Annotated in this window: 17 protein-coding genes; 13 read left to right on the plus strand and 4 right to left on the minus strand. The window is 69.2% G+C overall.

The annotated features are described in order from the left end of the window. The first annotated feature begins 23 nt into the window (after positions 1-23). Genes EJ913_RS07630 through EJ913_RS07645 form a run of 4 tightly spaced genes read left to right on the plus strand, consistent with a single transcriptional unit; the run spans position 24 to position 3,548 of the window. Complete coding sequence (locus tag EJ913_RS07630) at positions 24-329, plus strand: STAS domain-containing protein (RefSeq protein ID WP_126996397.1); 306 nt, start codon at positions 24-26, stop codon at positions 327-329. Further along, positions 329-1,123, plus strand: coding sequence for an ATP-binding protein (locus tag EJ913_RS07635; RefSeq protein ID WP_126996399.1), 795 nt, complete (start codon positions 329-331; stop codon positions 1,121-1,123). The genes EJ913_RS07630 and EJ913_RS07635 overlap by 1 nt, the downstream gene beginning before the upstream one ends. Then, on the plus strand, positions 1,123-2,328 hold the full coding sequence (locus EJ913_RS32950) for a fused response regulator/phosphatase (RefSeq protein ID WP_126996401.1): 1,206 nt from the start codon (positions 1,123-1,125) through the stop codon (positions 2,326-2,328). The genes EJ913_RS07635 and EJ913_RS32950 overlap by 1 nt, the downstream gene beginning before the upstream one ends. Further along, positions 2,325-3,548 carry a PP2C family protein-serine/threonine phosphatase gene (locus tag EJ913_RS07645; RefSeq protein WP_238521164.1) on the plus strand — a complete coding sequence of 408 codons (1,224 nt, stop codon included), beginning with the start codon at positions 2,325-2,327 and terminating at the stop codon, positions 3,546-3,548. Before EJ913_RS32950 ends, EJ913_RS07645 begins: the two co-directional genes overlap by 4 nt. A 213-nt stretch (positions 3,549-3,761) precedes the next feature. Here EJ913_RS07645 and rpsD read toward each other — a convergent pair whose 3' ends face one another. Then, positions 3,762-4,376: a 30S ribosomal protein S4 gene (gene rpsD, locus EJ913_RS07650; RefSeq protein WP_126996403.1), complete on the minus strand. Its 615-nt coding sequence runs from the start codon at positions 4,374-4,376 to the stop codon at positions 3,762-3,764. A gap of 228 nt (positions 4,377-4,604) precedes the next feature. Here rpsD and EJ913_RS07655 point away from each other — a divergent pair, with 228 nt between their 5' ends. From EJ913_RS07655 to EJ913_RS07675, 5 genes are all read left to right on the plus strand, one after another. Further along, the gene (locus EJ913_RS07655) at positions 4,605-5,726 is read left to right on the plus strand and encodes an NAD(P)/FAD-dependent oxidoreductase (RefSeq protein ID WP_126996405.1); all 1,122 of its coding nucleotides are present in this window, start codon (positions 4,605-4,607) and stop codon (positions 5,724-5,726) included. A 142-nt stretch (positions 5,727-5,868) separates the two neighbouring features. Continuing rightward, the gene (locus tag EJ913_RS07660) at positions 5,869-6,345 is read left to right on the plus strand and encodes an Hsp20 family protein (RefSeq protein WP_126996407.1); all 477 of its coding nucleotides are present in this window, start codon (positions 5,869-5,871) and stop codon (positions 6,343-6,345) included. A 5-nt stretch (positions 6,346-6,350) separates the two neighbouring features. Next, on the plus strand, positions 6,351-6,572 hold the full coding sequence (locus EJ913_RS07665) for a DUF1150 family protein (RefSeq protein ID WP_126996409.1): 222 nt from the start codon (positions 6,351-6,353) through the stop codon (positions 6,570-6,572). Positions 6,573-6,779: 207 nt separating this feature from the next. Next, a complete protein-coding gene (locus EJ913_RS07670) occupies positions 6,780-7,862 on the plus strand; it encodes a hypothetical protein (RefSeq protein WP_126996411.1) in 1,083 nt (360 codons plus the stop codon). A gap of 132 nt (positions 7,863-7,994) precedes the next feature. Beyond that, positions 7,995-8,420: a tellurite resistance TerB family protein gene (locus tag EJ913_RS07675; RefSeq protein WP_185909707.1), complete on the plus strand. Its 426-nt coding sequence runs from the start codon at positions 7,995-7,997 to the stop codon at positions 8,418-8,420. 83 nt (positions 8,421-8,503) lie between these two features. Here EJ913_RS07675 and EJ913_RS07680 read toward each other — a convergent pair whose 3' ends face one another. Beyond that, a complete protein-coding gene (locus EJ913_RS07680; protein WP_126996413.1) occupies positions 8,504-8,950 on the minus strand; it encodes a DUF2141 domain-containing protein in 447 nt (148 codons plus the stop codon). Positions 8,951-9,106: 156 nt separating this feature from the next. On the opposite strand from EJ913_RS07680, the gene EJ913_RS07685 reads away from it, so the two are divergent. Both EJ913_RS07685 and EJ913_RS07690 read left to right on the plus strand, forming a co-directional pair. Continuing rightward, entirely contained in the window at positions 9,107-9,967 is an 861-nt protein-coding gene (locus tag EJ913_RS07685) for a LytTR family DNA-binding domain-containing protein (RefSeq protein ID WP_244939281.1), read from the plus strand. Between the two features lie 301 nt (positions 9,968-10,268). Next, a complete protein-coding gene (locus tag EJ913_RS07690) occupies positions 10,269-13,268 on the plus strand; it encodes a PAS domain-containing protein (protein ID WP_126996415.1) in 3,000 nt (999 codons plus the stop codon). Between the two features lie 34 nt (positions 13,269-13,302). Here EJ913_RS07690 and EJ913_RS07695 read toward each other — a convergent pair whose 3' ends face one another. Both EJ913_RS07695 and EJ913_RS07700 read right to left on the minus strand, forming a co-directional pair. Continuing rightward, positions 13,303-13,950, minus strand: coding sequence for a 3'-5' exonuclease (locus EJ913_RS07695; RefSeq protein WP_126996417.1), 648 nt, complete (start codon positions 13,948-13,950; stop codon positions 13,303-13,305). Between the two features lie 14 nt (positions 13,951-13,964). Further along, the gene (locus EJ913_RS07700) at positions 13,965-14,579 is read right to left on the minus strand and encodes an NUDIX domain-containing protein (protein WP_238521160.1); all 615 of its coding nucleotides are present in this window, start codon (positions 14,577-14,579) and stop codon (positions 13,965-13,967) included. 256 nt (positions 14,580-14,835) lie between these two features. Between EJ913_RS07700 and EJ913_RS07705 the strand changes: the two genes are divergently transcribed. Further along, positions 14,836-15,885, plus strand: a complete 1,050-nt coding sequence (locus EJ913_RS07705; protein WP_238521159.1) for a class I SAM-dependent methyltransferase — start codon at positions 14,836-14,838, stop codon at positions 15,883-15,885. Positions 15,886-16,400: 515 nt separating this feature from the next. Beyond that, positions 16,401-19,091 carry an aconitate hydratase AcnA gene (gene acnA / locus EJ913_RS07710; RefSeq protein WP_126996423.1) on the plus strand — a complete coding sequence of 897 codons (2,691 nt, stop codon included), beginning with the start codon at positions 16,401-16,403 and terminating at the stop codon, positions 19,089-19,091. Positions 19,092-19,129 lie beyond the last annotated feature (38 nt).

The raw sequence follows: 19,129 nt of genomic DNA on the forward strand, positions 1-19,129 counted from the left end.
AACGAATTGAGGATCACTCGGCCATGGATTACGGTGTTGAGCAGCGCGACCAGGAAGCCGTCGTCCGCCTGCGCGGGCGCCTGACCTTCAACGACCACGCCAAATTGCGGGCGCTGATCGGCGAGATGGCGCAGAACAAGGCCAAGCGGCAGGTTCTCGACCTGTCGTCGCTGGAATTCGTGGATTCCGCGGGCATCGGCATGCTGCTGATCGCGCGCGAGGAGATGGTCAACGCCGGCAAATCCCTCGTCCTGCGCACCGCCGCCGGGCAGGTGAAGCGCGTGCTGACCGTCGCCCAGATCGGCAAGATCGTAACCATCGAGGATTGATGCCTTTGGCCAGCACCTCCGCCCTCCGGCCCGCCCGCACCCGTTTCACGGCCCTGCACGGCTTGGCCGTGGCCGCCGACCGGCTGGCCGCCCTGGCGACGGCGCTGGCCCTGCCCGTGCGCGCGGCGGACGCTCCCGAGCCGGTGCTGGCGCTGATGGACGGCCCGGCGGGGGCCGGGGATGTGGAGGCCTGGGAGCGCCCCTTCGCCGCCTGGATCGAACCGGACCGCGTGGGCGGAACCGGCGGCGGATCGGGCGGCGCGACCGGCGGCGTTCCGGCGCTGCCCACCCATCTGGCCGCCCCCCTGCCGGTGCTGGTGGAGCGGGCCGGCGCTTCCGATCTCTACATCAACCTCACCACGGCGACGGCGAACGAGCTGCATCTGGCCGGGCGCGTGCTGACCGCGCTGGCCGAGCGCCACCCCCTGCCCGACGACCGCCGCAACGACCTGGAACTGGCGCTGCACGAGGCGATCAGCAACGCGCTGGTCCACGGCAACCTCCAGGTCGACGGCATGAAGGAGCTGAGCGCCGTCGAGCTGGAGCGCTTCTCGCACGAGCTGGTGGCGCGGCTGGCCGATCCGGCGCTGGCCCACCGCCGGGTCGAGGTCGCCGTCCTGCTGGAGGCCGGAACCGCCGTGATCGACGTCGCCGACGAGGGCGCCGGCTTCACCCCCACCCCGCAGGACGGGCGGGGCGCCTCGGGGCGCGGGCTGGACCTGATCGCCACCATCGCGGAATCGGTGGAGCTGTGCGACGGCGGCCGCCGCATCCGCATGAGGTTCCCCCTCTGATGCCGATGACCGCCGTCCCCATCGCCGCCGAGGCGGCCGAGGCCGAGGCCCGCGCCGCCATCCTCGACTGCGCGATCCTGGTGGTCGACGACACCGCCTTCAACCGGACGCTGATCGGCGCCATCCTGGAGGAGGCCGGCTTCCGCAACGTGGCCTACGCCGAGGGCGGGCGGGAGGCGTTGGAGATGATCGCCGCCAAGCTGCCCGACCTGCTGATCCTCGACATCATGATGCCGGGGATGGACGGCTTCGAGGTCTGCCGCCGCCTGCGCGCCGATCCCGACAAGGCCGATTTGCCGATCCTGGTGCAGACCGCGCTGTCGTCGGGCGACGACCGCAACAAGGCGTTCGCCGCCGGCACCACCGATCTGGTCTCCAAGCCGCTCGACCGCACGGAACTGCTGGCCCGCGTCCGCATCCATCTGGAAAGCCGCGTGCTGATCCGCCGGCTGCGCGCCTACCGGGCGCGGGTGGAGGGGGAGCTGGCCATCGCCCGCTCGATGCAGGAACACCTGCTGCCCTCGCCCGCGCTCTGCGCCGCGCTGGGCGAGCCGGCTGGGGCGGCGCTGCGCGCCCACACGGCGATCGCGCCCAACTTGGGCGGCGATTTGTGGGGCGGCGTGCGGCTGGACGGGCGCCGCTTCGGCGTCTTCCTGCTCAACATGGGCGGCCAGGGCGTGTCGGCGGCGATGAACGCCTTCCGCCTGCACACGCTGGTCCACGAGTTGGCGCCCGACCACGGCGGCGATCCGGCCACGCTGCTCGCCATCCTCAACGACCGCGCCGTGGAGTTGCTGAGCGACGGTCAGCACGCCACCGTGATCTACGGCGTGGTGGACGCCGCCGCCGGCCGCTTCGTCTACGCCGCCGCCGATGCCGCCCCGCCCATGGTCCTCGATCCCGCCGGTGGCGAGGCCCCGGTCTTCGGCGAGACGGAAGGCATCCCGGTCGGCGTCAGCCCCGGCACCCGCTACGAGACGCGGAGCCTGCCGCTGCCGCCCGGCGCGGTGCTGGTGCTGTGCTCCGTCGCGGTGCTTGACGCGCTGGAGGGCGAGGACGGGTTGGGCCGGATCATCGGCGAGGCCGTCGCCGACGGCGGCGGCGAAACCGGCTTCACCGCCATCGTCGGCTTCCTCACCGCCGCGCTGGGCAACGCCAGCGGCGACGACCACACCCTTCTGTGGATCGAACGGAGCGACGCATGAGCAGCCAGGGCATGAACGACCAGGGCACGCCCGCCGGCCTGTTTTCCGCCGAGGCGCCGGACGCGCCGTTCACCCTGGGGCAGGCCCGCGTCCTCGTGGTCGACGACAACCGGGTCAACCGTCACCTGCTGCTCGCCCTGCTGGAGCGTGGCGGAGTCCGGCAGGTGGAGGAGGCGGAGGACGGCAACGACGGGCTGGCCCGGCTCGACAGCTTCAAGCCCGATCTGGTGCTGCTCGACCTGATGATGCCGCACCTCGACGGCTTCGAGATGTGCCGGCGGATGCGCGCCGACCCGCGCTGGAAGGGCTTGCCGGTGCTGGTGCAATCGAGCCTGAACCGGGCCGAGGACCGCGCCCGCGCCTTCGCCGCCGGGGCGACCGACTACGTCACCAAGCCGATCAACGCGGTGGAGCTGGTCGCGCGGGTGCGCATCCATCTGCAGAAGCGCGCCCTGCTGCGCGACCTGGAGCAGTACCACACGCGGGCGCGGCGCGAACTGGCCCAAGCCCGGCGGATGCAGGAAAAGCTGATGCCGGGGCCGGCGCGGCTGGCCGAGCTGCGGAGCACGCTGGGGATCGCCATCGACTCCCATTTCGCGCCCTCCTCGGAGCTGGGCGGCGATTTCTGGGGGATCCAGCGGCTGCCCGACGGGCGGACCGGGGTCTATCTGGTCGATTTCTCCGGGCATGGCGTGGGAGCGGCGCTGAACACCTTCCGCCTGCACGCGATCTGCCAGCAACTGGCCCCGGCTTGCGGCGACCCGGAGGATTTCCTGGCGGCGGTGAACACGCGGCTCTGCGCCCTGCTGCCGAGCGGGCAGTTCGCCACCATGCTGACCGGCATCGTCGACACGGAGGCCGGCGTCTTCGACTACGCCTCGGCCGGATCGACCGCGCCGATGGTGTGGGCGCCGGGCGAGACGGAACCGCGGCTGGGGGACGGCACCGGCCTGCCGCTGGGGCTGCTGGCGTCGATGCGCTACGAGCGCCGCAGCCTGCCCCTGCCGCCGGGCGGGCGTTTGTTCCTCTACTCCGACGCGGCCATCGAGATCCAGCAAGGCTGCGACGTGCTGGACGAATGCGGCCTCGCCGCGCTGGTCGGCCGCCACATGGCGCAGGCCGAGGGCGCGCGCTTCCTGGAAGGGGTGCTGGAGGATCTGCGAGCGGCCGGGCCGATCGACGACGATCTGACCGCGCTGGTGCTGACGCGGTTGTCATAGAAGCGCCGGGCTCCGTTTGCCCCCTCCCCATCCCTCCCCCGCTGCGCGGGAGAGGAAGCCGGAACCTTGTCGGCGCTCGGCGGCAGTTCCCTCTCCCGCCAAAGGCGGGGGAGGGTTAGGGAGGGGGCAAACGCAACCTTCCCTCCAAAGCCCCAAAAAGAAAAAGGCCGCTCCCGAGGGAGCGGCCTTTTCCGTTCGACCGAAGCCGACCGATCAGCGCGAGTAGAACTCGACGACCAGGTTCGGTTCCATCTGGACCGGGTACGGCACGTCGGCGAGCAGCGGCGCGCGGACGAAGCGGCCCTTCAGGGCGCCGCCGTCGACTTCCAGGTAGTCGGGGATGTCACGCTCGCCCGAGGAGGCGGCTTCCAGGATCAGGGCCATCTGCTTGGACTTGGACTTCACCTCGACGACGTCGTTGTCCTTGAGGCGGGCCGACGCGATGTTCAGGCGGCGGCCGTTGACCAGGATGTGGCCGTGGTTGATGATCTGGCGCGCGGCGAACGGGGTCGGCGCGAACTTCATGCGGTACACGACCGCGTCCAGGCGGCGCTCCAGCAGGCCGACCAGGTTCTCGCCGGTGTCGCCCTTGCGGCGGACGGCTTCGGCGTAGATGCGGCGGAACTGCTTCTCGCCGATGTTGCCGTAGTAGCCCTTCAGCTTCTGCTTGGCCATCAGCTGCAGACCGTAGTCCGACGGCTTCTTGCGGCGCTGGCCGTGCTGGCCGGGGCCGTACTCGCGCTTGTTCAGCGGGCTCTTGGAACGGCCCCAGAGGTTGACGCCGAGGCGGCGGTCGATCTTGAACTTGGACTCTTGACGCTTGCTCATAACGCTCAATGCCTCGTTGGAACACGAGTTGATGTTGTCCCGGTAGTTCCGCCAGCCTCGCGGCGACGGACGGGGCGCGCGCACGAAGGCGGCACCCGCTTTCCCAGGAGACGAAGTCGCGCACTATACGCATCGGCGTTCCGGAGTCAAACGCCGAGTCAAACGTCCCTTGCGCGCCGCACCGCTTTGCGCTCCCCTTCCCCCGGAAACGCGGAGCGGGGACGGGCGATGGAGTGGGTCGAGTGCGTGGTGGTCGGGGCCGGGGTGGTCGGGCTGGCGGTCGCCCGGCGGCTGGCCCAGGCCGGGCGCGAGGTGATCGTGCTGGAGGCCGCCGACGCCATCGGCACCGGCACCAGCTCCCGGAACTCCGAGGTCATCCACGCCGGCATCTACTACCCCACCGGCAGCCTGCGCGCCCGGCTCTGCGTCGCCGGGCGGGACGCGCTCTACCGCTACTGCGCGGAGCATGGGGTCGAACACCGCCGGATCGGCAAGTTGATCGTCGCGACCGAGGACAGCCAACTGCCGAGGCTCGACGCGATCCGCGCCCAGGCCGCCGCCAACGGCGTCACCGACCTGTACGCCATCGACGCCGCGACCGCCCGCGCCTGGGAGCCGAACCTGCGCACGGTCGGCGCCTTGGTCTCCCCCTCCACCGGAATCGTCGACAGCCACGGGCTGATGCTGGCGCTGCTGGGCGATGCGGAGGATGCCGGCGCCATGCTGGCGCTGCTCAGCCCGCTGGAGCGCACGCGCCGCGCGGCGGACGGCTTCGTGCTGGAGGTCGGCGGGGTGGAGCCGATGCGGCTCGGCTGCTCGCTGCTGGTCAACGCCGCCGGGCTCGGCGCCTGGGGCGTGGCGCGGGGGCTGGAGGGCTTCCCCGCCGATCAGGTCCCCCCGCGCGTCCTGGCGAAGGGCAACTACTACGCGCTGGGCCAGGGGCGGTCGCCCTTCGCGCGGCTCGTCTATCCGGTGCCGGTCGAGGGGGGGTTGGGCGTCCATCTGACCCTCGACCTCGCCGGACAGGCGCGGTTCGGGCCGGACGTGGAGTGGCTGGACGGTCCAGAGGGTGCCGCCATCGACTATGCCGTGGACCCGGCGCGGGCGGAGACCTTCTACGACTCGGTGCGCGCCTATTGGCCGGGGCTGCCCGACGGGGCGCTGGTTCCGGCCTATTCCGGGATCCGCCCGAAGCTGGGCGGTCCGGGCGTCCCCCAGGCCGACTTCCTGCTGCAAGGCCCTGAAACCCATGGAATTCCGGGGCTGGTCAACCTGTTCGGCATCGAATCGCCGGGGCTGACCTCCTGCCTCGCCATCGCCGATGCGGTCGCCGGGCTGGTGGACGTATGACGGGATCCTTGACCGGGACGCCGCGTCCCCCAATCTAGGAGATACGGCAGCGCCGAAACGCGTTTGGGCTGCCGATCCACCGGACGCCGGAAACGGGTCCATTTTCGTGCAACTCGCTCGCGCCTGGAGGAGAATTGCGCCCATGACGACCCGTCTGTCCCTCTTCAACAGCCCGCTTCTGCTGGGCTTCGATCAGTTCGAGCGCACGCTCGACCGGATCGCCAAGAATTCCGCCGAGGGCTACCCGCCCTACAACATCGAGCAGACCAGCGACGACGGCCTGCGCATCACGCTCGCGGTGGCCGGTTTCACCTCGGAAGACCTGTCGGTCCAGATCGAGGACAACCAGCTGGTCATCCGCGGCCGCCAGACCGACGACAAGTCGCGCATCTATCTGCACCGCGGCATCGCGGCCCGCCAGTTCCAGCGCAGCTTCGTGCTGGCCGACGGGATCGAGGTGATCGGCTGCTCGCTCGACAACGGGCTGCTAAACATCGACCTGACCCGCCCGATGCCCGAGCCCAAGGTCCGCACGATCAAGATCGAGCAGCCGGGACCCAGCGCCAGCGGCGCCGCCGGCCCGCAGACGATCGATGTCGCCGCCGACCGCCAAGGATGAACGCCATGATGAACAGCACGCTCACCCAGCTGCGCCAGCTCTCGACCCAGGATTTCGCGGCCTTCGGCGTCGATCACGTCGCCTACATCCGCACCGTCGAGGTTGAGGGCGCCACCGCCTATTCGATCCACGCCGCCGACGGCACGCCGCTGAGCGTCCTGCCGGAGCGCGAGGTGGCCTTCGCGGCCGTCGTCCAGAACGATCTGGAGCCGTTGAGCGTCCACTGACCACGCCCATCACCATCGGCCAAAGGCCGGCCTTGCCAGCTTGGGCGGGGCCGGCTTTTTCTTGGGGACCGGCAGCCGCCGCAAGTGGCGGCGTGAATCCCCTATAGAAGTGGTGACGCAAAGCGTGGCATCTCGTGGCTTGTCTGCCGGTCCGCCTGTTGTATGGTGCGGCGGTGACGGTGGTTGCATAGTCCAGGAGACGGTGGGGTGGAGGGCGACACAGCGCAGGCCGAGACCGAGACAGCGAAACCCGCGACGCCCGGCGGTGGCGAGGCCAGGCGCAGGACCTCGGACGACGAGGCGCGCGATTCGCTGCACATCCTGCCGCTGTCCAGCATCCCGCTGGAAACCCCCGGCCTCCAGCACGCCCGCCTGATCAAGAACGTCCGGCTCCAGACCGTCGTCGAGATGTTCCACGACGCGCAGACCGGCAGCGGCCAGGTCATTCCCCGGCACATCCCGGCCTATTTCGAATCCTACAAGGAGGAGGTCGAGCGCGATCTGGTGAAGATCGAGAAGATCGCCACCGCCTCCAGCTTCGACGTCTACTCCTCGCGCATCGAGCTGCGCCGCCTGAACATCGACGTCAACAGCGTCGAGTCCCTGACCCTGTCGGACAGCAAGAAGGCGGAGTTGACCAACTACATGCGCGTCTTCACCCGCCCGCTGATGGAATACGTCTACGGGCAGGAGGAGGTGCAGGTCGCCGACGTCAGCGACATCATCCGCATGTTCGCCACCCCCAACCGCGACGAGGCCCTGCGCAACCTGCGCATGATGGCCGACCGGCTGGACATCGGCCTGACCGAAATCCCGCAATTCCTGGAGGAATACGGGGACATCTTCCTGTCCTTGGCCTATTTCCGCAAATGCCTGGACGAGATCGTCCCCGAGGTCCAGAAATTCGTCACCTGGATGGGCGAGATCCGCAGCTCCGCCGAGGTGAAGCGCGACTCCCGCCAGATGAAGATGCTGGAGGACATCGCCAACGACCTGACCGACATCTCGACCTCGATCACCGGGCGGTTCGAGAGCTTCGACAACCGGTCGAAGGACTTCTGGAACGACATCAACGCCGACACCTTCCGGGCGATCCGCGAGCTGATCGCCTCGCACCACGTCACCATCGGCGGCGTGCTGTGCGGGCTGGCGGTGAAGATGAACCTGTGGAAGAGCCGCTTCCTGCGCGGCGGCGGCGGCCCCAACCGCCGCCTGGAGTTCGTTAAGTCCGAGATCCTTCCCGGCCTGTCGCACATCAAGGCGCTGGAACAATCGGCGCGCAACGTCTGAAGGACCGCGCCCGCCCTGCCCCCGCCCCTGCGGCAACGCCGCGACATGAACGATTTGTCATCTTCCGTTGCCCTGTGACGGCCGCCGGACGCCCCCATATGCGCGGCAGTTTCACAGAGACGGAGGACTTCCATGGGCCTGTTCGACAAGTTCAAGGGCGCCGCCCCGCTGGACATCACCCCCCGCCGCGCGCTGGCGGTGGCCCTGATCCAATGCATGGGCTCGGACGGCGAGATCGACCCGGAGGAGGTGGCGCATCTCGTCTCCGTCCTCGGCCGCAACGCCACCCGCGACGAGTTGAACAACTGCCTGAAATTCGCCCGCGCCACGACCCCCGCCGCCTTCCTGCAGGAGGTGACGCCCCGGCTGAACCAGCCGCAACGGCTCTGCATCCTGCTGAACATGATCGACAGCGCCATGGCCGACGGCGAGGCCGAGCCCGGCGAGCGCGACCTGATCATCCAGTACCAGCGCGCCTTCGGCTTCGACGACGCGACGATGGAGCCGTACTTCAACGCGCTGGTCGCCAAGAACGAGCGCAGCGTGCTCGACGTCTGACGCCGAACGGGAGTCACGGGATCGCGGGCGGCTCCGGAAGGGGCCGCCCGTTTCCGTTTCGGCACGGCGCCGAAGGCGTCGGATCACGGAGTCATCCGGACGTCCGTGGTCACCACGCCATCGGCGGCGACGGTCAAGGCGAACCGGTCGAAGGACGGGGGCAGGCGCGGGGCCGGGCCGGGCATGCCGAAACCATAGGGCTCGGTCGGGATGCCGACCAGATTGGTGTCGAGCCGGCCGTTCCCGTCGCGGTCCTGGTAGACGGCGACGCCGTAGCGGCCCGGCGGCAGGCCGGTGAACACCACCGTCAGCTCCGACCCGGTCGAGGGCAGGAACTGCCCGGCCCAGGGCCGGTCGGCCTGCCGGGCGGCCTCGCTGTCGTAGAGCGCGACCATCAGCCTCCCCTGATTGGGCTTGACGTTGTGGATGGTTGCGCGAAGCTCCCCGGCGTCAACGTCGGCGGCGGCGCCCACCAGCGCCAGCAGCGTCAGCGGAACGGTCCAAAAGGCGGTCTTCAGCGGTGCGGTCATCGGTCGTCTCTCCCCTGGTTTTCCCATGGCGTCCATGGGCGTCGCCGGCCGGTCTCCGGGACCGCCGCATTGCGGATCGGCGTCCCCATGGGGCGCCAGCCCGCTTGCGGCAACGGACGGCTCCGCTTCGCGAAACGCGACGGAAGGCGGTTCGCGATGCGTGAAGCGACCGGTCGTTTCCAGGGGCCGCCCGCCAACGGCGCCCCGAGCCGGATGCTGACCCACCGCTTCGCCGTGCTGGGCGTCACCGTCGCCGCCCTCACCATCCTGGGGCCGTTCGGGACCTTCCAGGACATGGCGCTGCCCGCCCGGCTGGCCTATTGGGGTGGACTGATCGCCGTCGGGGCGCTGCTGTTCGATCTGGTCATGCTGGTCGCCCAGCGCGTGCTGACCGACCACGCCCGGACATGGCCGCTGATGCTCGGGGCGGCGGTGCTGACCGTCAGCCTGGTCCAGACCCTGCTGGTCGCCACGCTGGAGCACGAGCTGCGCCGGTCGAGCGTCGCCGCCTCGCTGGGGTTGGTCGAGTTGTATGGCTACGTCCTGGTCGTTACCCTGCTGGTGTCCGCCGTGCCGATCCGGCTGGAGCTGCACGCCCGTGGATTGCTCGGGCATCCACCGCAGGCGGAGGACCCCGTGGAAGCGACACCGGTCGCGGCACCGGCACCCGTTTCCCCCGCCCCGCTCACCGCCCCTTTCCTCGACCGCATCCCGGACCGGCTCGGGCGCGAACTGCTGGCGCTGGAGATGGAGGACCATTACGTCCGCGTCCACACCACGGCGGGCAGCGATCTGGTCCTGATGCGGCTGCGCGACGCCATCGCCACGCTGAACGGGATCGACGGCTTGCAGGTCCACCGGTCCCACTGGGTCGCCGCGTCGGCGGTGACGGGGGTGGAGCGCAGGCCGGACGGCAAGCTTGTCCTGCGCTTGAGCAACGGTCTGCGTGTTCCGGTCAGCCGCAGCCACGCCGCCGCCGTGCGCGCCGCCGGCTGGGCGGAACACCGCGCCCCCTGACGCAATCGATGGACTCAGGATCGATCCAACTTTAGGAATCTACTGGATCGCTCCATTGAAACTTTCGCAAAACCGACCACCCAAAGATCATATATCTTAAATTTTATGATATTTTCTTGGACTATTGCCTTTTTCCCAAGCCATGTCCCTTTGCGACGGCCGGGGATAACTGTACGGTCCTAGAATCGTTTGCCTCAATTAACCTTGATTTAACCATGATAGGGCTATTCCAGGATCTGCGGTGCGACGGGCACGAACGGTGTCCGGTACGGCCCGCTTCGGGTGGGAGCCTGTCGACGCCATGACCCTTCTGGCACGCCTCTTCGTCCTGGTCCTCCTCGCCGTGCTGCCGGCCATCGGCATCCAGGTTCACGGCGTGCTGAAGTTCCGCGCCGAGCGCGAGGCGGAGGTCGCCGCCCAGGCCGAACGCATGCTGAGCCTCGTGGAAGGCGAACAATCCCGCATCGTCGACAGCGCCCGCCTGATGGTCACCGCCGTGACCGAGGCCTCCTTCCTGCGCAGCGGCGACACCGCGCGCTGCCAGGAGTATTTGGACCGGCTGGCCCAGCGCTCCGCCGACTACCGCACCGCCTCGGTGGCGGGCGGCGACGGCCGGGTGCTGTGCAGCGGCGATCCCTCCAGCATCGGCGTCTCCCTGGCCGGCCAGCCGCATTTCCGCCGCGCGATGGCGGAGGACCGCTTCGTCATCGGCGAATGGACGCCGGGCCGTTCCGGGGAAACCGGCGGCGAGCTGCCGATGGCGGCCCCCTTCTACGACGACGCCGGCAAGCCCGCCGGGGTGGTCACCCTGTCGCTCGACGTGTCGTGGCTGACCGCCAACTTCGCGGCGCGCCCGCTGCCGGACAACGCCACGCTGACCGTCGCCGACCGGGCCGGCACGATCCTGGTCAAGCTGCCCGGTGGCGTCGCCCAATCCGGCGAGCGTCTTCCCGAAGCCCATCTGCGCCTGCTGCGCGGCACGGCGGACGGGGTGACCACGCTCGACGGGCTGGACGGCGTGCCGCGCGTCACCGCCTTCTCCCCCGCCGCCGTCGGGGTGCCCGACCTGTTCGTCAGCGTCGGCATCGACCAGCGCACCGCCATGGGCGCCGCCGACCGCGCCACCCGCGACGGGCTGATGATGAGTCTGGTCGGCTTCCTGGTCGCCGCCGCCGCCGCCTGGATCGGCGGCACCCTGTTCATCCGCCGCCCGGTGGACGCGCTGGTCCGCGCCGCCCGCGACTGGAGCGCCGGGGAGACGTCGGCGCGCGCCAACCTGCCCGACCGCTCGTCGGAGATCGGCCAGCTCGGCCGCGCCTTCGACGCCATGGCCGACACGGTGGAGGCCCGCGCGGCGGCGCTGCGCCAGTCCGAACGCCACACCCGCGCCGTGCTCGACGCGCTGCCGGCCTTCATCGGCGTGCTGACGCCCGACGGGGTGGTGGCCCAGATCAACCACGCCGCCGCCGAGGCCGCTGCCCTGCCCCTGAAGGACATCGTCGGCCGTCCCTTCGACTCGATCTGCTGGCTGTCCTTCGACGAGGACGGGCGCGCGCGGCTGCGCGCCGCCGTGGCCAGCGCGGCGGCCGGAACGGCCGACCGCTTCGACGCCGACATCCGCGTCGCCGGCGGCCGGACGCTCAGCGTCGACGTCGGGCTGACCCCGATGTTCGACCAGCAAGGCCGCGTCACCCACCTGATCGCGTCGGGCATCGACATCACCGAGCGCAAGCGCACCGAGGAGGCCCTGCGGGTCGCCGAGGAACGGTTCCGCACCGGCCTGCGCAACTCGGGCGTGGTGGTCTTCAACCAGGACCGCGAGCTGCGCTACACTTGGGCGCACGCCGCCATGCTGGGCCGCAGCCCGGAGGCGATGCTCGGCCGCACCGACCACGACCTGTTCGAGCGCGCCGAGGACGCCGACCGCACCACCGCGCTCAAGCGCCGCGTGCTGGAGACCGGCGAGGGCGCCCGCGCCGAAATCTCCATCCGCAGCCAGGGCGAGGACCGCTTCTTCGACCTGACCGTCGATCCGCTGCGGGTCGGCGACCGGGTGGAGGGGGTGACCTGCGCCGCCGTGGACGTCACCGCCCGCAAGCAGGCCGAGGCCGACCTGAGCCGCGCGCGGGAGGAGGCCGACCGCGCCAACGAGGCCAAGTCGCGCTTCCTCGCCGCCGCCAGCCACGACCTGCGCCAGCCGGTGCAGTCGCTCTACCTGTTCGCCGCCGCTCTGGCCGACCGGCTGCAGGGCCACCCCGGCCTGCCGATGCTGGAAAGCATGCGCCAAGGGCTCGACTCGCTGAAAACCCTGCTGGACGGGCTGCTCGACATGTCGCGGCTGGAATCGGGCAAGATCGCCGTGGCCCCGACCGACGTGCGGCTGAACCAGCTGCTTGGCCGGCTGGTGGTCGAATACGGCCCGCGCGCCGCGCAGAAGGGGCTGGAGCTGCGCGCCATCCCGACCCGCGCCTGGGTCCGCACCGACCCCGCCCATCTGGAGCGCATCCTGCGCAATCTGGTGGAGAACGCCCTGCGCTACACCCAGACCGGCCGCATCCTGCTGGGCTGCCGCCGCACCGCCGCCGGGGTCCGGGTCGAGGTGTGGGACAGCGGCGTCGGCATCCCCGCCGACCGGCTCGAGGACATCTTCGAGGAGTTCACCCAGCTGGGCGAACCCAACGAGCGCGGCCTGGGGCTGGGTCTGGCCATCGTCCAGCGGTTGTCGCGGCTGCTCGGCCACCGGGTGACGGTGCGCTCGACGGAGGGCAAGGGCTCGGTCTTCGCGGTGGAGCTGCCGCGCGTCGTGCTGGGGGGCGCGCCGCGCGCCGCCGCCCGGCCGGCCATCGCCCACCCGGCCGCCACCCGCTCGGGCGGCACCGCCGCCGCCGCCGCGTCGCTCGCCCTGCGCTCGGTCGCCAACGACGGCGCCACCAAGGGGGTGGTGCTGGTGATCGACGACGAGGCGATCATCCTGCTGGGCCTGAAGGCGATGCTGGAGGGCTGGGGCTACGACGTGCTGACCGCCAAGTCGGGCGATCAGGCGCTGGAACGCCTGCGCGCCGACGGCCGCCGCCCGCAGATCGTGCTGGCCGACTACCAGCTCCAGCAGGGCCGCACCGGTCCGGAGGCCCTGGTCGCGGTGCAGGGGATGGTGGGCAAGGACGTGCCGGGCATCATCCTGACCGGCGACACCGCCCCGGAACGCCTGCGCGAGGCCGAGCGCAACGGCTTCCAGATTCTGCACAAGCCGGTCTACCCGAACGACCTGCGCCGCATGATGGCCAGCGCCGGGGCGGCGTGAAGGTTTCAGGGGCGAGGGAAGCCCCTCGCCTCGCTCAGGCCACCACCGCCCGCGGGCGGCGCGGCGCCTTGCCGCCCTTGCACGGGCTGTAGCCGCCGGCCGTCAGCCGGCCGAAGGTGATGCCGGTCGCCTTGGCGATCTCCGACAGCCCGCCCAGCCCCAGTTCCCGCGCCGCCGCCAGCGCGATGCGGCCACAGGCCTCGGCGTCGCTGCCGGCTTGGTGATGGGTCAGCGCGATGCCCAGGAAATCGGCCAGATGGTTCAGCTTGTGCGCCGTCAGCGTCGGCCAAGCGCGGCGCGCCAGCACCACCGTGCACAGATACGAGCAGTCCGGCCAGTCCAGCCCGTAATCGGTCAGCGTGTGGCGCAGCACGCTGAGGTCGAAGGAGGCGTTGTGGGCCAGGATCAGCCGCCCCTCCATCCGCGCGCGCAGGCGCGCCCACACCGCCGGGAACTCCGGGGCATCGGCCACGTCATCGGCGCGGATGCCGTGGATGGCCGAGTTGAAGGGGTTGAAACGCATCTCGCGCGGACGGATCAGATGCTCCTCCGTCGCCGTGACCCGGCCCTTGTCGATCCAGGCGACGCCGATGGAGCAGGCGCTGGTGCGCAGCTCGTTGGCGGTCTCGAAATCGATGGCGACGGCCGGGCCGTCGTTCGGGTTGTCCAGGGGAAGCAGCATCGCGGTCCGAAGGTCTAGGGGCGGATCAGGCGGGCGACGTCGTCGGGCAATTGCCCGCCGTCCGCCATCAGGCGCAGCTTGAAGAGGCTCGCCACCGCCATCGAGTCGGTGATCTCGCCCCGCATCGCCATGGCGACGGCCTCGGCGAAGGGAACCCGTCGGGTGGCCAGAACCTCCGTGTCGTCGGGGCAGGCGGCGCCTTGCTCCAGCCCCCAGGCCAGGAAGGTATAGGCCACCTCGTCGGTGATGCAGTTGGACAAATGAAGGGTCATCAGCGGCATCCAGTGCCGCGCCGTCTGGCCGGTCTCCTCCAGCAGCTCGCGGGCGGCCGAGACCTGCGGATCGACACCTTTTTCTCCGCCGCCTTCCGGGATTTCCCAACTGTACTGTTCCAGCGGAAAGCGGTACTGGCCGACCAGGGTGACGTTGCCCTCGTCGTCGATGGGAATCACGCCGGTGGCGAGGCTGCGCGGACGGACCACCCCGTAGATGCCCGGAGTCCCCTTCGGCGTCAGCACCGTGTGCTCGATCACCTCGATCCAGGGGTTTTCGTATTTCATCGTGCTGGTCAGCACGGTCCAGGGATTGCCCTCGGGATTGTCCCCCGGATTGCCGGTGTCGTGCGGCACGCCAAAACCCTCCATCGATTGCGTTCGAACTATAGGCAGGCCCGGCCAGCGCCGCAACGGCCACGCCAGGAAGAAACTTCATAAAATTTTTGCAGAATTGATCTCAACCAATAGAAAAGAGTTAAATATTGGTTTCTTGACAGAAAAGAACTCTCCTCTTACTTCTATATTGCACGATAGAAAGTGGGGACGGCCCCAAGAATGCGGTTTGGCTAAAATGCCATTCATCTCGGGTTCGATCGGAAAGGGAACGGCCTTGGTCCCGCGCGACGTCGAACGTTGGCACAACCCGGACTGGCGCACCCGGCTGGCCGCCTGGTGGGAAGGCTACGACCTTGCCCGCCTGCCCCGCCGCCCGCCGACCCGTTTGCCCGCCCGGTCGCCGCTCGACCGCCGCCCCGACCTGCGCCCCATCGACGCCCCCGGCCTGCCGGTCGCCGGCCCGACCTCGCCGCTGCCGGCGGCCGCCACCGACGCCGCCGCGGAAGCCCTGCGGCAGGATCTCGACCGGCTGTCCCTGATGCAGCTCGACCGCCACGGCGAACCGGTGTGGTCGGCCGCCCGGACCGAAGGCGCGCAGCTGCTGTGGGGGGAGGACCAGACCGGGCCGGGCGACGCCCAGTGGATGGTCGACTCGGTTCGACCCTTCGGATTGAACGCGGCCAAGAGCGTGCTCGACCTGTCCGCCGGGCTGGGCGGCCCGGCCCGCGCGCTGGCGAACGCTTGCGACACCTGGGTGACCGGGCTGGAGGCGTCGCCGCTGCTGGCGAAGCTGGCGATGGACCGTTCTAAGACGCTGGGCGTGTCCAAGAAGGCGCCCATCGCCCATTACGACCCGGAGCATTTCAACCAAGCCGGCAGCTTCGACCTCGTGATGGCCGACCGCATCGTCCACCGGGTGCGCGACAAGGAGCTGTTCCTCGACCGCATCGGCGATTGCGTCAAGCCCAAGGGCGGCATCCTGATGTTCGACTACGTCATCGACGGCACGCCCGGCTCCTGGGACAACTGGAACGGCTGGCGCGAGGAGGAGCCGATGGAGGTCTACCCCTGGACCGGCACCCGGCTGGCCGACGAGTTGACGCAACGGAACCTGGATCTCCGCATCACCGAGGACTTGACGCAACTCCATCGCCGCCAGATCGTCGACCGTGTCCGCAAGCTGGGCGAGGCGCTGAAGACCTGCGCGCCGGAGCGGCGCGTGCTGAACGCCTTGGCGCGTGAATTGAAGCTGTGGTGGGCGCGGCTGCGCGTGCTGGGCAACGGGCTGCGGTTCTGCCGCTACGTGGCGATGAAACCGGCGTGACGCTTGTCGGCACGCACGGGCTGCGTTGGTTTTTATTTTCAACAAAGATAGACACAGATGAAATAAGACGGATGATTCATAATCATCCCCGAATACCATTCTCTCTTTTTTATCTTTATTAATCTGTGTTCATTTGTGTCAGAAAATCATTACCCCATACAGCAAGCTCAACGAAGATCCTCCACGCCCCACCCTTCGCGCCGACACCATCCTCATCGGCATGCGGAACAAAGGCCCATCACCCGACCGCTTAACGACTTGCTCCCTTGTGGCACCTCCGCCCTTCGGATGGGTAATCCGAAATGGTCGTATGATCAAAGTCTGAATTCATCGGCCACTGGTACTGTACTCCACAAGACCCAACATGCTCTGTGGACAGACGCGACACGCCGCTTTTCTTGAGGCATCGCGTTGATCTTGCGCGCGCTTCGCGCTAGATCTCGCGCTCAAGACACACGGTCGCCGCCGCTCACCGGACTCCGTCGCCGCAAGAAGACAAGCCAAGGAGACACCCCGTGACCACTTTCACCGGTCAGGACTCGCTGAAGACCCGCCGTTCCATCGATGTGGGTGGCAAGAGCTACGACTATTTCAGCCTCAAGGCCGCCGAGGAGGCGGGGCTGGGCGACGTGTCGCGGTTGCCCTTCTCGATGAAGGTGCTGCTGGAGAATCTCTTGCGCTTCGAGGACGGCCGCACGGTCTCCGTCGATGACGTCAAGGCGATGGCCCAATGGCTGGTCGACAAGCGGTCCGACCGTGAGATCGCCTACCGCCCGGCCCGCGTGCTGATGCAGGACTTCACCGGCGTGCCGGCGGTCTGCGATCTGGCGGCGATGCGCGAGGCGATGGTGGCGCTGGGCGGCGACCCGACCAAGATCAACCCGCTGGTCCCGGTGGATCTCGTCATCGACCACTCGGTGATGATCGACTATTTCGGCACCGCCGACGCCTTCGACAAGAACGTCGTGCTGGAGTTCGAGCGCAACCTGGAACGCTACGCCTTCCTGCGCTGGGGCCAGAAGGCCTTCGACAACTTCCGCGTCGTGCCGCCCGGCACCGGCATCTGCCACCAGGTGAACACCGAATATCTGGCCCAGACCGTCTGGACCGACACCGATCCGTCGGGCAAGCTGGTCGCCTACCCCGACACGCTGGTCGGCACCGACAGCCACACCACCATGGTCAACGGGTTGGCCGTGCTGGGCTGGGGCGTCGGCGGCATCGAGGCCGAGGCGGCGATGCTGGGCCAGCCGATCTCCATGCTGATCCCCGAGGTCGTCGGCTTCAAGTTGACCGGCCGGATGAAGGAGGGCAACACCGCCACCGATCTGGTGCTGACGGTCACCCAGATGCTGCGCAAGAAAGGCGTCGTCGGCAAGTTCGTCGAGTTCTTCGGCCCCGGCCTCGATCACATGACGCTGGCCGACCGCGCCACCATCGGCAACATGGCCCCCGAATACGGCGCCACCTGCGGCATCTTCCCGATCGACGCCGAGACCATCCGCTACCTGTCCTTCACCGGCCGCGACCCCGACCGCGTGGCGCTGGTCGAGGCCTACGCCAAGGCCCAGGGCATGTGGCGCGACGCCAGCACTCCGGACCCGGTCTTCACCGAGACGTTGGAGCTGGACATGTCCACGGTCGAGCCGTCGCTGGCCGGGCCGAAGCGCCCGCAGGACCGCGTCGCCCTGTCCAACGCCGCCCAGTCCTTTGGGTCCGAGCTGACCGGCGCCTTCAAGGCCGCCGAGCCGCGGAAGGCCGTCCCGGTCAAGGGCGCCGACTACACGCTGGACCAGGGCGCGGTGGTGATCGCCGCCATCACCTCCTGCACCAACACCTCCAACCCGGCGGTGCTGGTCGCCGCCGGCCTCGTCGCCAAGAAGGCGGTGGAGAAGGGGCTGACGCAGAAGCCCTGGGTCAAGACCTCGCTGGCGCCCGGCTCCCAGGTCGTCACTGACTACCTCGCCAAGGCGGGGCTCCAGCCCTACCTCGACACGCTCGGCTTCAACGTCGTCGGCTACGGCTGCACCACCTGCATCGGCAACTCCGGCCCGCTGCCCGACGCCATCGCCGGCGCGGTCGAGGAGGGCGATCTGGTCGTCGCCGCCGTGCTGTCGGGCAACCGCAACTTCGAGGGCCGCGTCAACCCGCACACCCGCGCCAACTACCTCGCCTCGCCGCCGCTCTGCGTTGCCTACGCGCTGGCCGGCAACATGCTGATCGACCTGACCAAGGACGCCATCGGCACCGGATCGGACGGGCAGCCGGTCTACCTCAAGGACATCTGGCCGACCAACCGCGAGGTCCAGGACGCCATCGAGGCCTCCCTGACCGCCGAGATGTTCCGCAGCCGCTACTCCGACGTCTTCAAAGGGCCGGAGCAGTGGCAGGCCATCGCGACGGCCGAAGGGCAGACCTACCAGTGGCAGGACAGCTCCACCTACGTGAAGCTGCCACCCTTCTTCTCGGGCATCAGCAAGACTCCGGGGGCCGTGTCGGACGTGCGGGGTGCCCGCGCGCTGGCGGTGCTGGGCGATTCGATCACCACCGACCACATCTCCCCCGCCGGCTCGATCAAGAAGACCAGCCCGGCCGGCGAGTATCTGCTAAGCTATCAGGTGCGCCCGCAGGACTTCAACAGCTACGGCGCCCGCCGCGGCAACCACGAGGTCATGATGCGCGGCACCTTCGCCAACATCCGCATCAAGAACGAGCTGGTTCCGGGCGTCGAGGGCGGCGAGACCAAGCATTACCCGTCGAACGAGCGCCTGCCGATCTACACCGCCGCCATGCGCTACGCCGACGAGGGCGTGCCGTTGGTCGTCGTGGCCGGAAAGGAGTACGGCACCGGCTCGTCGCGCGACTGGGCGGCGAAGGGCACCAAGCTGCTGGGCGTCAAGGCGGTCATCGCCGAGAGCTTCGAGCGCATCCATCGCTCGAACCTTGTCGGGATGGGCATCCTGCCCTTGCAGTTCAAGGACGGGCTGACCCGCGCCGACCTGCGGCTGGACGGGTCGGAGACCTTCGACATCGTCGGCATCGAAGACGACCTGCGCCCGCGCAAGGACGTGGACCTCACCCTGACCCGCGCCGACGGAACCCAGGAGCGCCACAAGTTGTACCTGCGCATCGACACGTTGGACGAGGTCGAATACTACCGGAACGGCGGCGTGCTGAACTTCGTGCTGCGCAACCTCGCGGCGTAAGCTCCGCCGAACCTCGGGGATCACGACGCAACGGCCGG

Source organism: Azospirillum doebereinerae (assembly GCF_003989665.1).
GTDB classification, from domain to species: Bacteria; Pseudomonadota; Alphaproteobacteria; order Azospirillales; family Azospirillaceae; genus Azospirillum; species Azospirillum doebereinerae.

Excerpts from the sequence above, each read along its gene's own strand:
- EJ913_RS07630 (WP_126996397.1), top strand. The coding sequence starts at position 24 with ATGGATTACGGTGTTGAGCAGCGCGACCAGGAAGCCGTCGTCCGCCTG.
- EJ913_RS07635 (WP_126996399.1), top strand. The coding sequence starts at position 329 with ATGCCTTTGGCCAGCACCTCCGCCCTCCGGCCCGCCCGCACCCGTTTC.
- EJ913_RS32950 (WP_126996401.1), top strand. The coding sequence starts at position 1,123 with ATGCCGATGACCGCCGTCCCCATCGCCGCCGAGGCGGCCGAGGCCGAG.
- EJ913_RS07645 (WP_238521164.1), top strand. The coding sequence starts at position 2,325 with ATGAGCAGCCAGGGCATGAACGACCAGGGCACGCCCGCCGGCCTGTTT.
- rpsD (WP_126996403.1), bottom strand. The coding sequence starts at position 4,376 with ATGAGCAAGCGTCAAGAGTCCAAGTTCAAGATCGACCGCCGCCTCGGC.
- EJ913_RS07655 (WP_126996405.1), top strand. The coding sequence starts at position 4,605 with ATGGAGTGGGTCGAGTGCGTGGTGGTCGGGGCCGGGGTGGTCGGGCTG.
- EJ913_RS07660 (WP_126996407.1), top strand. The coding sequence starts at position 5,869 with ATGACGACCCGTCTGTCCCTCTTCAACAGCCCGCTTCTGCTGGGCTTC.
- EJ913_RS07665 (WP_126996409.1), top strand. The coding sequence starts at position 6,351 with ATGATGAACAGCACGCTCACCCAGCTGCGCCAGCTCTCGACCCAGGAT.
- EJ913_RS07675 (WP_185909707.1), top strand. The coding sequence starts at position 7,995 with ATGGGCCTGTTCGACAAGTTCAAGGGCGCCGCCCCGCTGGACATCACC.
- EJ913_RS07680 (WP_126996413.1), bottom strand. The coding sequence starts at position 8,950 with ATGACCGCACCGCTGAAGACCGCCTTTTGGACCGTTCCGCTGACGCTG.
- EJ913_RS07685 (WP_244939281.1), top strand. The coding sequence starts at position 9,107 with ATGCGTGAAGCGACCGGTCGTTTCCAGGGGCCGCCCGCCAACGGCGCC.
- EJ913_RS07690 (WP_126996415.1), top strand. The coding sequence starts at position 10,269 with ATGACCCTTCTGGCACGCCTCTTCGTCCTGGTCCTCCTCGCCGTGCTG.
- EJ913_RS07695 (WP_126996417.1), bottom strand. The coding sequence starts at position 13,950 with ATGCTGCTTCCCCTGGACAACCCGAACGACGGCCCGGCCGTCGCCATC.